This is a genomic window from Pseudomonas sp. UW4 (assembly GCF_000316175.1).
Classification (GTDB): domain Bacteria; phylum Pseudomonadota; class Gammaproteobacteria; order Pseudomonadales; family Pseudomonadaceae; genus Aquipseudomonas; species Aquipseudomonas laurylsulfatiphila.
In genome coordinates this window covers 4,832,272-4,845,113 of sequence record NC_019670.1, presented here as the reverse complement: position 1 = coordinate 4,845,113, position 12,842 = coordinate 4,832,272, and the positions used below count along the sequence as shown (strand labels likewise).

14 protein-coding genes are annotated in these 12,842 nt (G+C 60.3%); 4 read left to right on the top strand and 10 right to left on the bottom strand.

Features of this window, described 5'->3' with window-relative positions; all coding sequences use genetic code 11:
• Window positions 1-43: 43 nt before the first annotated feature.
• Window positions 44-802, bottom strand: coding sequence for an SDR family oxidoreductase (locus PPUTUW4_RS21385; RefSeq protein ID WP_015096534.1), 759 nt, complete (start codon window positions 800-802; stop codon window positions 44-46).
• A gap of 122 nt (window positions 803-924) precedes the next feature.
• Here PPUTUW4_RS21385 and PPUTUW4_RS21380 point away from each other — a divergent pair, with 122 nt between their 5' ends.
• Entirely contained in the window at window positions 925-1,821 is an 897-nt protein-coding gene (locus tag PPUTUW4_RS21380) for a LysR family transcriptional regulator (RefSeq protein ID WP_015096533.1), read from the top strand.
• A gap of 130 nt (window positions 1,822-1,951) precedes the next feature.
• Here PPUTUW4_RS21380 and PPUTUW4_RS21375 read toward each other — a convergent pair whose 3' ends face one another.
• The 3 genes from PPUTUW4_RS21375 to PPUTUW4_RS21365 form a co-directional block, all read right to left on the bottom strand.
• Window positions 1,952-2,674: a TylF/MycF/NovP-related O-methyltransferase gene (locus PPUTUW4_RS21375; RefSeq protein ID WP_015096532.1), complete on the bottom strand. Its 723-nt coding sequence runs from the start codon at window positions 2,672-2,674 to the stop codon at window positions 1,952-1,954.
• On the bottom strand, window positions 2,671-3,537 hold the full coding sequence (locus PPUTUW4_RS21370; RefSeq protein WP_015096531.1) for a hypothetical protein: 867 nt from the start codon (window positions 3,535-3,537) through the stop codon (window positions 2,671-2,673). The genes PPUTUW4_RS21375 and PPUTUW4_RS21370 overlap by 4 nt, the downstream gene beginning before the upstream one ends.
• Window positions 3,538-3,751: 214 nt before the next feature.
• Window positions 3,752-4,774, bottom strand: a complete 1,023-nt coding sequence (locus PPUTUW4_RS21365; RefSeq protein ID WP_015096530.1) for a transporter — start codon at window positions 4,772-4,774, stop codon at window positions 3,752-3,754.
• 271 nt (window positions 4,775-5,045) lie between these two features.
• Here PPUTUW4_RS21365 and PPUTUW4_RS21360 point away from each other — a divergent pair, with 271 nt between their 5' ends.
• Window positions 5,046-6,671: a methyl-accepting chemotaxis protein gene (locus PPUTUW4_RS21360; protein ID WP_015096529.1), complete on the top strand. Its 1,626-nt coding sequence runs from the start codon at window positions 5,046-5,048 to the stop codon at window positions 6,669-6,671.
• A gap of 51 nt (window positions 6,672-6,722) precedes the next feature.
• Here PPUTUW4_RS21360 and PPUTUW4_RS21355 read toward each other — a convergent pair whose 3' ends face one another.
• Both PPUTUW4_RS21355 and PPUTUW4_RS21350 read right to left on the bottom strand, forming a co-directional pair.
• Window positions 6,723-7,028, bottom strand: a complete 306-nt coding sequence (locus PPUTUW4_RS21355) for a PepSY domain-containing protein (RefSeq protein ID WP_015096528.1) — start codon at window positions 7,026-7,028, stop codon at window positions 6,723-6,725.
• A 209-nt stretch (window positions 7,029-7,237) separates the two neighbouring features.
• Complete coding sequence (locus PPUTUW4_RS21350; protein WP_015096527.1) at window positions 7,238-8,365, bottom strand: glycerophosphodiester phosphodiesterase; 1,128 nt, start codon at window positions 8,363-8,365, stop codon at window positions 7,238-7,240.
• Between the two features lie 210 nt (window positions 8,366-8,575).
• Here PPUTUW4_RS21350 and PPUTUW4_RS21345 point away from each other — a divergent pair, with 210 nt between their 5' ends.
• The gene (locus tag PPUTUW4_RS21345) at window positions 8,576-8,902 is read left to right on the top strand and encodes a DUF2025 family protein (RefSeq protein ID WP_015096526.1); all 327 of its coding nucleotides are present in this window, start codon (window positions 8,576-8,578) and stop codon (window positions 8,900-8,902) included.
• 143 nt (window positions 8,903-9,045) lie between these two features.
• Here the strand turns inward: PPUTUW4_RS21345 and PPUTUW4_RS21340 are convergent, their stop codons facing one another.
• Together PPUTUW4_RS21340 and PPUTUW4_RS21335 are read right to left on the bottom strand one after the other, a co-directional pair.
• Window positions 9,046-9,369, bottom strand: a complete 324-nt coding sequence (locus PPUTUW4_RS21340) for an antibiotic biosynthesis monooxygenase (protein ID WP_015096525.1) — start codon at window positions 9,367-9,369, stop codon at window positions 9,046-9,048.
• Window positions 9,366-10,073, bottom strand: coding sequence for a CTP synthase (locus PPUTUW4_RS21335; RefSeq protein ID WP_015096524.1), 708 nt, complete (start codon window positions 10,071-10,073; stop codon window positions 9,366-9,368). Before PPUTUW4_RS21335 ends, PPUTUW4_RS21340 begins: the two co-directional genes overlap by 4 nt.
• Before the next feature lie 15 nt (window positions 10,074-10,088).
• Here PPUTUW4_RS21335 and PPUTUW4_RS21330 point away from each other — a divergent pair, with 15 nt between their 5' ends.
• A complete protein-coding gene (locus tag PPUTUW4_RS21330; RefSeq protein WP_041474944.1) occupies window positions 10,089-11,030 on the top strand; it encodes a LysR family transcriptional regulator in 942 nt (313 codons plus the stop codon).
• A gap of 6 nt (window positions 11,031-11,036) precedes the next feature.
• On the opposite strand, the gene PPUTUW4_RS21325 is transcribed toward PPUTUW4_RS21330, so the two are convergent.
• Both PPUTUW4_RS21325 and PPUTUW4_RS21320 read right to left on the bottom strand, forming a co-directional pair.
• Window positions 11,037-11,576 (bottom strand): DUF1003 domain-containing protein, encoded by a 540-nt coding sequence (locus tag PPUTUW4_RS21325; protein ID WP_015096522.1) that lies wholly within the window; start codon window positions 11,574-11,576, stop codon window positions 11,037-11,039.
• A gap of 81 nt (window positions 11,577-11,657) precedes the next feature.
• On the bottom strand, window positions 11,658-12,725 hold the full coding sequence (locus PPUTUW4_RS21320; protein WP_015096521.1) for a diguanylate cyclase: 1,068 nt from the start codon (window positions 12,723-12,725) through the stop codon (window positions 11,658-11,660).
• Between the last annotated feature and the right edge of the window lie 117 nt (window positions 12,726-12,842).

The following is a 12,842-nucleotide window of genomic DNA, read 5'->3' as shown; positions in this document are numbered from 1 at the left end:
CCCAATCGATGTAGGAGCTGCCGCAGGCTGCGATCTTTTGATCTTACAAAAACATCCCCCCCGACGCCTCGATGCGCTGGCCATTGATCCACTGGCTGCCCGGCGCCAGCAGCAGCGCAATCGCGGCACCGATGTCATCCGGCAAACCGGCGCGACCCAAGGCGGTGTTGTTCGCCACCAGGGTGTTCAACCCGGGGTTGTCGCGCACGGCGCCATCGCCGAAATCGGTTTCAATCGCGCCGGGTGCGAGGATATTCACCGCGATGTTGCGCGCACCGAGTTCCTTGGCCTGGTAGCGGGTCAGCACTTCCATCGCGCCTTTCATCGCCGCGTAGGCGCTGTGGCCCGGCAGGCTGAAACGGGTCAGGCCACTGGAAATGTTGATGATGCGCCCGCCGTCATTGAGCAATGGCAACAAGCTCTGCGTGAGGAAAAACGGCCCCTTGAGTTGGATGTTCACCAACAGGTCGAACTGTTCGACGGTGGTGTCCACAAAGTTGGCGTGCAGGCCGATCCCGGCATTGTTCACCAGAAAATCGAAACGCTCGCACTCGAAGTGGCTGTGCAAGACCTTCGCGACTTCGCTGGCGAAGGCGCTGAAGCTTTCACTCCGGGCAACGTCCAGTTGCAGCATGACGGCGCGACCGCCCAGGCTTTCGATCTCGGCCACCAGCGCCTGGGCCTCATCGGCGCGACTGTTGTAGGTGCCGATGATGTCGATGCCTTGGGCGACCAGATGCAGGGCTGCGTTTTTGCCGAGGCCGCGGCTGGCGCCGGTGATCAGTGCGATTTTACGGTTCATGGGACTTCCTCAGGTGCAGTGGGCGGTTGATGTGAGAAAGTTTATTTATCCGCTCATTGGTGATAAACAGAGTGAAACCGGAATCACTGGTCGGATAAACCGAACAATTAAAGAGCGGGCTGATGAACAAACTGGAACTGTTGCGCACCTTTGTCCGTGTCAGCGAGATGTCGAGTTTCACCCAGGCCGGCGAAAGCCTCGGGCTGCCCAGATCTACGGTGTCCGAGCATGTGCAGGCGCTGGAGGCATTGCTCGGCACCCGGCTGTTGCAACGCACCACGCGCAAGGTCCAGGCGACCCAGGATGGCCTGGTGTTGTATGAGCGCAGCAAGGACCTGCTGTCACACATGGACGAGATCGAGGGCTTGTTTCGCCAGGACGAGGCGTCGCTGGTGGGGCGAATCCGCATCGACCTGCCGAACATTCTCGCCCGTCGCGTGGTCATGCCGCGCCTGCCGGCGTTCATGGCGCAGCACCCACTGCTTGAGCTGGAAATCAGCAGCACCGACCGTCGGGTCGATCTGCTCGCCGAAGGTTTCGATTGCGTGCTGCGTATCGGCGCCCAACCGGACCAATCGGTGGTGGCGCGACACCTGTGTGACTTCACCATGGTCAATTGCGCCAGCCCTGCGTATCTGCAGCGCTATGGCGTGCCCGAGCGGCTGGAGGATCTGGCGCGGCATCGGCTGGTGCATTACGTCGGTGTGCTGGGCGCGCGTTCGGAAGGTTTTGTGTACGTCGACAAGGGGCAGGTGCAGCGACTGCCGATGGCCGGCAGTGTCACGGTCAACAGCACTGATGCCTATGAGGCCGCCTGCCTGGGTGGTTTCGGGCTGATTCAGGCGCCGAGAATGGGCATGCAGCAATACCTGCAAAGCGGTGAACTGGTCGAGGTGTTGTCGCCGTTCAATGCACCGTCCATGGAGGCGTCGCTGCTCTATGCCCGGCAGCGGCATTTGCCGTTGCGGGTGAGGGTGTTCATGGACTGGCTGGGAGAGGTGATCCGCTCGGCCATTTGATGTTAACCCTTGTGGGAGCGAGCCTGCTCGCGATGGCTGCGTGACAGTCAACATCAATGCTGAATGTCAGACCGCTTTCGCGAGCAAGCCCGCTCCCACAGGTTTTTGCATCAGATTCCAGGTCTTTGGATCAGACGTGGAAGTAACCCACGCACGAATCGAACGGCAGGCGCTTGAGTTCGATCTTGTTCAGGTCGAGCACTTCACGCAGGGCCTTGGTTTCGCCCGGGAAGTTGCGGTAGGCGACTTCGTCGAGCACCACGATCGCGCCTTTGGGCATGTACGGCAGGAAGGTTTCCAGCGCGACTTTGGTCGACTCGTACAGGTCGGTGTCGAGGATCAGCATGGCCACGACCAGGTCCGGGCGGGTCTTGACCCACTCCGGTACGGTCTTGACGATGTCGCCCTTGACCAGCTCGCAACGCGGGATTCGATTGACCGGGCGCAACAGGTCGTTGGCGTCGATCATGTCCTGGATCAGCGACTGGTCGGTGTCGGAGAACATGGTCTCGTTGACGTCGGCCGGGTCTTCTTTCTTGTCGATGCTCTGGAAGCCTTCAAAGGTGTCGAAGCCCACGATCGAACGGTTGATCGCGTAGGGCTCGAGAATCATCGACAGATGCATGTAGAGCATCAACGAGTTGCCCTTGTACACGCCGCATTCAATGATCGCGCCCGGTACTTCGGCGACCTTCTTGAACAGTTCCATGCGCGACAGCGCGGCGGTTACGCCAATGCGGTTGGCGAAGACGAACGGAGCGTCGGCCACGTATTCGGCATCGACCCGTTTCAGGACGTTGGTACGGGTTTCGTTGTACTGGGCCTCGGCGGGCGTGATGCGACGCTTGGTCATTGCGGGATTCCTTGGAAATTCGAAAAGTCGTGGACGTGGAAGTAGTCTTTGAAACCGGCGCCGACATCCGGGCAGGCGCTGTCGACGTTAATCGCGCCGCGCTTGTGCCTGATGTCGTCGAGGTGCATCAGGCGAAAGTCCACGCTGAAGCGGGTCTGTTGCGTGTAATTGGGCACGGTGCCGTGCAGGTGCGAGCCTGAAAACACCAGCATCTCGCCCGTGTTGCCGGCGACGCGCAGTTCGGAGGCCGTGTTGATGGCTTCGGTGGGCACCGGGTGTTGGCGCGCCTCTTCCTTGATGTTGTCCTGGGCGCGTTGGCGTTGCACGCCGATCCAGTCGGCCAGGCTCCACTGCGCCGAGGTGTTTTGCACCGGGGCGTCGAAGTAGGCCGGGTTGATCATCATGGTCTGGTCAGGCTGGATCGTGTAGACCGGCATCCAGGTATTGATCTGGCAGTCGACTCCGCCGTACCAGGTATCGCGATGAGGCTTGTAGGCATAGCTGACGCCGGCGTGCAGGTAGTCGTAGTTGGGCACGACACGGATGCGCGGTACGTCGAATATGAATTCCTCGGGAGCGGCACCGATTTCGTCGGTGAAACTGCGGATCAGCTCCTTGGCCCGCAGGCTGTTGGTGAACTGCCCCTTGAGGCGAGTCACCAGCACCACGAACTCTTGCACCGGCATCAGCGTGTGCAGCGCCTGGTGGTTGGTTTCGCCATCGAAGGCGGCCGTGATGCTTTCCTGGGCGAACGCACACAGCTCTTTGGCGGCGCGCAGCTGAGTGTTCAGGAAGATATCGCCGGCGTAGATGGCTTCTTTGAAGTCAGCTTTGTGTTGAAGCTGATTGATGTACAGATTCACGATTCCACTCCTGAATACATCGAGTCTCTTAAGAGTCGGCCACACGTTAGCAAACTGAAGTGCAATCTGACGGGTGCCGGATCAATAACAGCGCAAACCCCTGAATTTGCGATGAAATGCGTTTGCCGGACAAAAAAATCCCGGTTCAGATACTGTCCGGGATGAGGTTGTGCACCCTGTAATAGGCGCTGCCAAAGGCTGCGATCTTTTGATCTTAATAATCCTGCTGCTTGCGAAACGCCCAGCGTCCGGCAATCACGGTAAAGGTCGCGACCAGTGCCACCAGGATCCAGAATCCTTGCGGGTCATCGGCCAACGGAATGCCGCCGACGTTCATGCCGAAGAAACCGGCGATGATGTTGATCGGCAGCGCCAGCACCGTCACCACTGTCAGGGTGAACAGCGTGCGGTTGGTCTGTTCGTTGATGTTGGCGGCGATCTCTTCCTGCAACAGCTTGATCCGCTCACCCAGCGCCGTGAGGTCGTTGATGATCAGCGCAAACTCCTCGGTGGATTTGCGCAGTTCCTTCACGTCTTCCTTTTGCAGCCATTGCGGCGGCCGGTTGAGCAGGCGCAGCAATGAGCCTGGCTCCAGCGCCAGCAGCCGTTGCAAGCGCACCAGCACCCGGCGATTGGCGCCCAGCTCGGCGCGGTTGGTCGACAGGCGCGAGGAGAGCAACTCGTCTTCGATCTGGTCCACGCTCTGGCTGGTCTTGCGCACGATCTGGGTCAGCACTTCACCCTGGTCGCGCAGCAGATGCACCAGCAGCTCCAGCGGGGAGCGAAAGCATTCCCGGGCCTTCACCGACGAGCGCAACTTGTCCACCGAGTGCAGCGGCTGCAGACGGGCGCTGATGATCAGCCGGCTGCGGGCGCACACCCACAAGGTCGAGACATCCGAGGAGACCATGTTGCTGAGGTTGAACACCACGTCGTTGACCACCGCCAGCAACGCGGAGTCGACATGCTCGATGCGGGTCGAGCGCGAGCCTTCGTGCAGCGCTTCGAAAAACTCCTCGGGCAATTGCAGATGGCTTTTCATCCAGCGCTCGCACGCGGCATGGGCCAGGTTCAGGTGCAGCCAGAGAAACTGTTCGTCACTTTCCGGTTGTTGCAGGTACTGCAAGGCTTGGGCGGAGTTGATTTCCCGACCGGCCTCACCGGGGCGAAAACTGAAACCGTAAAGAAGGCCGAACAGATCCGTATCGCGATGACTGTGATCGATGCTGTGGTTCATTAGGACTCGCAAGGGAGGCGCCTGTCGCGTGTTTTACAGGTTCACTTGAGCGGCATCATCGCAAGCCTGGATGACGTTTTTGTGACAGAAAAATAACGCAAACGAATGCTCTACCGGTGGTCGGTTTTTTCTAAAGAATCGCTCTGGCACGCCGATCACGCTTGGGTTAAGTTGCGCGCCGCAGGCCTCGGCCGAGACCGCAGACAGGGATGTCCGGACACCTTTCACGCCTTTTTGGGGCGTGCCTCATTCCTGTCATGAGTACCCATCGATGCTTTTGCAAAAGTCCTTGAGAGCACAAATTCTCGCCCTGCTGAGTGGCAGCCTGCTGGCGATGCTGTTGATCGCCCTGGCGTGCTTTCACTTCCTGTCCAGTGGCGTGCAGAGCTACGCCAATCTGATCGAGGGCCCGCTGCATACCTCGCAATTGATCGATGAAGCCAACCTGCAATTCAAGGTGCAGGTGCAAGAGTGGAAAAACGTCCTGTTGCGCGGCAAGCAACCGGCGGACTTGAGCAAGTACTGGGGGCAATTCGAAGAGCGTCAGCGCGATGTGCAAAACATCCTTGGCGAGCTGGCCGCGCAGAAAGGCATCGAGCCTCAACTCAAGACGCGCATCGAGCGTTTGCGTGACGAGCATCGTCAGTTGGGCGTGGCCTATCAGAAGGGCCGTGATGCGTACGTGGCCGCCGGGGGGGATCCATCGGCGGGCGATACGGCAGTCAAAGGCGTAGACCGCGCGACCAGCGATCAGATGAGCGCACTGGTCAGCGAGTTGCGCAAGCAGGGCGCCGAACAGTCGACCTTGATCAGCGCCGCCGCCGATCGCACGGTGCTGCTGGGGCTTGTCGTGATGCTGGTTTCGGGGTTGTTGATCGGCCTGCTGAGCCTGTGGCTGGTCAACCGCAATCTGGTCGAACCGATCCGCAAACTGATCGACTACGTGGCGCAACTCAGCCAGGGTCGTCTTGCCGAGCGCGTGGCCAGTACCCGACAGGACGAGTTGGGCAAACTGGCGATCGCCGCCAACACCCTGCGCGATTTCCTCGCCGAAACCTTCAGCCGTTTGCAGCGCAGCGCGACGGATCTGGATAGCGCCAGCGGTGAGTTGAACTCGATCGCCACCGTGATGGCCGGCGGCACCAACGAGCAGTTCAACCGCACCGATCAGGTGGCCACGGCGATGAACGAAATGTCCGCCACGGCGCAGGAAGTGGCGCGTCATGCCGCGCAAGCGGCGCGGGCCGCCGACGATGCCGACCAGTCCGCCCAGCAGGGCGAAAAAGTCATGCAGGGCACGATCCACACCATCACCCAAATGCGTGGCGAAATCGCCAACACCGCCACGGTCATCCGCCAACTGGAAACCGACAGCGGGCGCATCGGCAAGGTTCTGGAAGTGATTCGCGGCATCGCCGAACAGACCAACCTGCTGGCGCTCAACGCGGCCATCGAAGCGGCCCGCGCCGGTGAGGCCGGGCGCGGTTTTGCCGTGGTGGCCGATGAAGTCCGCAGCCTGGCCCAGCGCACGGCGGCGTCGATCATCGAGATCAACCAGATCATTCAAACCGTGCAGACCGGTGCTATCGAAGCAGCCCAGGCGATTGAAAGCGGTCAGTCGCGCAGCGAAGAAAGCGTGCAGCAGGTGACCGAGGCCGGCGCCATGCTCGAACGCATCACCCTGGCCGTGGAAGCCATCCGCGACATGAACCGGCAGATCGCCACCGCAGCCGAAGAACAGACCTCGGTGGCCGAAGACATCTCGCGCAACCTCACCGAGATCACCAGCATCGCCAGCACTAACCTTGACAACGTGCAGCGCACCGAAGCGGCGAGCAACAACCTGCACGGCTTGTCGGGGCAGTTGAACGAGGTGACGGCGCGCCTGAGCGCTTAAACGCAAAAAGCCGCACGATCGTCAGAGCGTGCGGCTTTTTGTGTGTTGCGATTACTTGTCTTGCTTGTTTTCCAGGACCTTGCCGTTAGAGGCATCGATGTCCACATCCCACTCGACGTTCTTGGCGTCGCGCAACTCGATCTCATACTCGTAACCGTTGAAATGGTTATCCAGCTCGGTTTTGGTGATCGTGGCGCCCGGGTGCAGATCCAGAGCGATCTTGTTCAGATCTTCCAGAGGCTTGATCTTGCCGTCCTTGACCAGTTGCGGGATCTGATCCACGCGCACGTCGGCCTGGGCCAGACCGGCAGTGAGGGTCAGGGTTGCAGCGGTAAACAAAGCAGTCAGAGTCTTCATGGGCTTCTTTCCTTGGGTGATCTGTTCAAGTGAGATCAGGTTAGCTTTTGTAACTTAAGCCACCCTTAAAACCCTCTACATGTCCTGCATCAACTCCTGTGGGAGCGTGGCTTGCCCGCGATAACGGAGTGTCAGTCAGCGTTGATGTTGAAGCTGATGGCCTCTTCGCGGGCAAGCCACGCTCCCACAGGGTTTTGCGTGATTGCGGATCAGTAGCCGTTGTTCTGTAGTACCTGCGCCACGCTGGCCACCGCCGGACGTTTATAGAACTTCAACAACTCACTGGCGCGGTTGGTGAAAATGCCGTCGACGCCGGCGTCCATGACTTTCTGGTAGTCCACCGCATCGTCGATGGTGTAGACGTGCACCAGCAGGCCCTGATCGTGGGTGTACTGGTTCATCCAGGGTTGCACCAGGTCCGAGTAACTCTGGTCGCCGCCCTGGGTCAGTGCGGCGGACGGGCCGGTGCCGATGGCGCCCTGGGCCTTGGCGTAGTCGACCCAACGCTGGAATTCGGCTTTGTCCTTTGGTTGTTGGGCGGCGTAGTAAGCGGCCTTGTCCTTGGCGCCGGACTCGGCAAAGGTCACCCTGGACTTGGGCTCGATGCTGCCTTCACCGACCCACAACAGCAGGATCTTCGGCACCTTCGGCATTTCCTTTTGCAGCAGTTCGAGACTGCTCTTCTCGAAGGTCTGCAGAACCACCTTGCCGTTGCCCTGGCCTACCGCCAGCTCGCTGTTGGCCGGTTTCGATTCGCTCGGGTTCAGCCAGCCACGGGCCTGGAGTTTTTCCTTGAGGTCGTGTTCGATGCCGGGAAACTGCTTGGGTTCCTTGGTCTCGATGTACAGCCCGGGCTTGTGCAGGGCGTTGCCCTCGGCGATGTCGATGATTTCATCAAGGGTCAGAATCTTCAGGCCGGCGAAGGCAGGACGCGCGCGATCCGGGTAGGCGGCATTGAACCAACTGCCCGCATCCAGGGTTTTCAGCTCGGCCATGGTGAATGCATTGGCCGGGCTGTCCTTGCGCTCGGGGAATTTGCTGGCGACGTCGGTCGTGCGTTGCAGGTTGTTGTCGTGCAGGGCGAACAGTACGCCGTCCTTGCTGCGCTGCAGATCCAGTTCCAGGTAATCGGCGCCCAGGTCGCGGGCCGTCTTGTAGGCAGCGGCGGTGGATTCCGGCGCATCGAAAGACGCGCCACGGTGGGCGATCACCGCTGGGTGCGGAATGCCCAAACGGGTCGCCAGTTCCGTGGGACCGGGTTCGTTGGCGGCCTGTGCCTGGCCGAGGCCTAGCAACAGGCTCAACAACAGGGCGCTTTTAGTAAAGGTGGCGGGCATGCTTGAGATCCTTTCGCAATGAGTGAGCGGTCCCTTTTAACAACTCATCTTTGCGGGCGCTATCGCGAGACCGACATAAATCTGCCTGAAGCTGATTTTCGTCAGCACTTTTGTGCGCCCGTTTGCAGTACGCTGGGCCTTGCAATTTCCCCGGCAGAGGGAAACGCAGGCCCTGCGTGTAAACCAACGATCACCATTGCGGGGTTTACCATGCGCATCACTTCCCAACTGATCTGCCAGGCGGCCGACCAACTCAAAGGCTTCGTCGGCCTCAACCGCAAGACCGGCCATTACCTCGTGCGCTTCAGCGAAGACTCGTTCGGCATGGACGTGGCGGATGACGGCATCATCCCGACCAGCGAATTCGTCTGGGGGGCTGGGCCCGGGCAGGCGATGACGCTCAAGCGCGAATTGATCCAGTTGTTGCTGGACCAGAACATCGATGACCGGATCAACATCACCGAGCCATTGCGGGTGTACATGAACCGGGGGGAAGTGCCGGAGATATCGGCGGTTCGCAGTCTGGTTCGGGGTTGAGTTTTTTGGGGTGACTGTTCTGGCCTCTTCGCGGGCAAGCCCGCTCCCACAGGTTTTTGCGTTGGGAACATATCTTGTGTACACCCGCGTCCCCTGTGGGAGCGGGCTTGCTCGCGAAGACAGCTTCAAAAACACCGCATCATTTACAGACTGAACCCGTAGGCCCGCTCAACCCGACACACCCGCGTATGACACCGCGCATACCAGGTCGAACGCCCACGCTCGCGAATCGCCGTATGCTCTGGATGCTGCTTCCACGCCAGAATCGCCGCCTCGCTGGCCCAGTACGACACCGTAATTCCAAGCCCATCCTCACCCCGCGCCGACTCCACACCAAGAAACCCCGGCTGTTCACGGGCCAGTTCCAGCATCCTTGCGGCCGCTTCGGCATAACCCTGATCGTCCTCGGTGCGCAGCGAAGTGAAGATCACCGCGTAATAAGGCGCCGTTGGGGTATTGGCGATCATGACGAGCGTCTCGCACAGGTTTCGACAAAGGCGCCAACCAGCGGCGGCAAGATGCCCCCGAGTGCCGACCGCTCGGGCTGAAACAAGGTCGCGACAAAGAACGGATGGCCGCTGAGTTCGACCGCGCGCAGTCCCTGTTGTGAATCGTGGCCGACGGCGTGCAGCTCGCGCTTGAGCAGCTCTCCTTCGAACTGCGGATTCACCCCATAGCGACAGCGATAGCCTTCACGAATCTCGGCGCTTTCGTACGCCTGTGCGATCAACGAGCCTTCAGCCAGATGAATCGAATCGATGGTCTCGACCAGCGCACACGACAGTGGCGTCAGCATCGCCCGTGCTGCATCGGGTGCCGTCTCGCCGTGTTCGGCATCCGACCAGCCCAGCACATTGCGCGCATATTCCAGCACCGCGTGTTGAAAACCGCCGCAGGTGCCGAGGAAAGGTCGCCGTTGTTCACGGGCAAAACGGATCGCCAGCAATGCACCGTCCATGTTGCGATACGGACTGGCCGGCACACACCAGAAGCCATCGAACGGGTGCAGCGGAGTCTCGGCGTGGATTTCATCGGTGGCCAGCCATTGCCATTGCACCTTCAGGCCGCTGTGTTCAGCAGCCATTTCAAGGGCTGCGGGAATGGCCTGGTGGGCGGTGACTTGCGGGTCGTAGTCGCCGATCAGGGCGATGCGAATCGGACGGTTTTCCATGAGTGGCCTCTGCACTTGTTGATTCCTGAGGCCCACTATAGATTGGCGTTCACGCACTCAATATTGGCATTTTCCCAAGTGATCAATGCAGCAACGCACTATCGACTGGACTACCCGGACCTGGCCCTGATCCTCGCATTGGTGCGCGGCGGCTCTCTGGCCCGCGCCGCACAGCTGTTGAAGGTGGACGTCTCGACGGTGTTTCGAGCGGTGCGCCGGCTGGAGGCTGCGCTGGGTCAGCAATTGTTCGAAAAAAGCCGCGCCGGTTACCTGTCCACCACCCTGGCGCAGTCACTGGCCGAGCAGGCCGAGCGCGCTGAACAGGCGCTGGAGGCGGCGCGCATCGGTGTGGAGCAGGGCGGTGAAGTGATCAGCGGCATCGTGCGCCTGACCTGTACCGATTCGGTCCTGCAAGGTTTGCTGTTGCCGGCGCTGGCGCAGTTCATGCCGAACTATCCGGCCCTGACGCTCGAGCTCAGCACGTCCAATGATTTTGCCAACCTCAGCCGCCGGGATGCCGATATCGCCCTGCGCCTGACCCGCACGCCACCGGAGCACCTTGTAGGACGGCGACTGGCGGACATTGCCTACCGCGTGTGCGCCAGCGAGCGATACCTGCAATCGGTCAACACCACAGACCTGGCCTCATTGACCTGGATCGCCCCGGATGACTTCCTGCCGGACCACCCGACCGTTACCTGGCGTCGCCAGGCCTTGCCGGGCGTAACGCCGGGTTACCGTTGCAACAGCATGCTGTCGGTTACCGAGCTGGTCAGGGCGGGGCTGGGTGTCGCGGCGTTGCCGGACTTCTTGATTGGCGAGGGACTGCGCCCGCTGGGCGAGCCCTTGCACGGATATGACACCGCGCTGTGGCTGCTGACCCGTCCCGACTGCCGCGCCTTGCGCTCGGTGGTCACCTTGTTCGATGAGCTGGGGCGGGCGCTGAAACTGCCGTGAAACCGTTCAGGCCTGTGGCTTATCCTTGGGCACGAACTGCTCATGCATTTGCGTCGTCAGGTTTTCGATGCGCTCGGTGAGGGCCTTGGTCATCTCCGTGAGGCGGGTGTTCTGCTCAAGCAGCTCCAGCAGTTGCGCGGAGTTTTTCGCGGCTTCTGCCTGCCGCTCACTGTTGGCGGTCGCCAGCGCTTCACGGTGCTGCGCATCGGCATCGGATTGGGCCTTGTCCCGCGCGGCCTGACGCGTCTGGGCCAACAGAATCAAAGGCGCGGCATAGGCCGATTGCAGGCTGAACGCCAGGTTGAGCAGGATGAACGGGTACGCATCGAAGTGGGTGACACCGAACAGGTTGAGGCACACCCAGATCACCACGATCAGCGTTTGGGCGCCGAGAAAGGTCGGGGTACCGAAGAACCGCGCAAAGGCTTCGGCGCGCAGGGCAAACTTGTCATTGCCAAAGGTCGGCGCCAGATGGGCGTGATGGCGATGGAAACGCAGGTGATCGACGGGGGCGGCGGTGGCGTTGTCTGTTGGCGTGGTGTTCATGGTGCTCTCTGCCTGGCGCTGGGACTGAGGCTCACTATAGCCCCGGCGTCATTCGAGCAGCGTAATCGCCAAGCTATCGCATCATGCGTTCGACGTTTCCAGGCTGGTGTTGTTTGTGCTGACACTGACCTTGTTGCGTCCGGTATTTTTCGCGGTGTACAGGGCTTTGTCCGCGTCATCGAGCCAGGCCGTTGCATCGGTAAACGACGGTTGGTAGGCCGCCAGACCGATACTCAGGCTGACCCGCAGTCCGGGCACTTCCCCATGCCGATAGTCTTGCAACACGCTGCGCAAACGCTCCATCACGTCCACGGCCTGATTCAGCGGCATGTTGGGCAGAATCACGCAAAATTCATCACCGCCATAGCGACCGGCCAGGTCGCTTTCGCGCAGGTTGCATTTGAGCTCGAAGCTCAACTGGCGCAGCACCGAGTCACCGATGAGATGACCGTAGGTGTCATTGATGGCCTTGAAATGGTCGATGTCGATCAGTGCGATGACGGCCTGCTCATGACGCTTGCTGCACTCGCGAAACTTCAGTTGCAGCAAGTCCTTCCAGGCACCGTGGTTGAGCAATCCGGTCAAACTGTCGGTGCGGCTCAGGGCGCTCAGGGTGCGTTTATGTTCTGAAAGCTTGATCGCCAACCGGTAGCAGACCATGCCCAGCGCCAAGGGGTAGAGCGACAGCATCGGCAAGCAGGCCCACACCTGCAATTGCGTGGTCGACAGGGTGAATGCCGCGCCGAACAGCGACCAGGCAATCAGCACGCCCGCCGCTTGGCTCAGGCTACCCAACAGAAACATCCGTTGGCCGCCGGCGGCGACATTGTTCATCGCCATCATCGCCAGAATGGTCACGGTGCAAAGCGGATTGAACTGGAACGTCGCGACCCAAAAACCACCGCACAACGAATCGTAAAGCAGATTGCGGCGTTCGGCCTTGTAGGGAAAGGCCGAGCGGCTCGACAGTTGATAAGCGAGATGTGGCCAGACAAATCCATTGAGCGCCAACAAAACCCAGACCCACACCGGCAAGTGCAACGGATACAGGGCAGCGGCCACACTCAAACTGCCGATGCCCAAGCCTATGGTTCGAGGCATGTAGATGCGTCTGGCAAATGACAAACCCTTGCCGTGTTGTTTATCCATAATTTCCTGCGCCAGATTCATTCTGAAACACTTTACTGCATGGGAGGCAGAATTACCGTTCATCGGTAAAAGCAGCGCACATTGTCATTTATTCCAGCCGGAATAATCAGTGTCCTT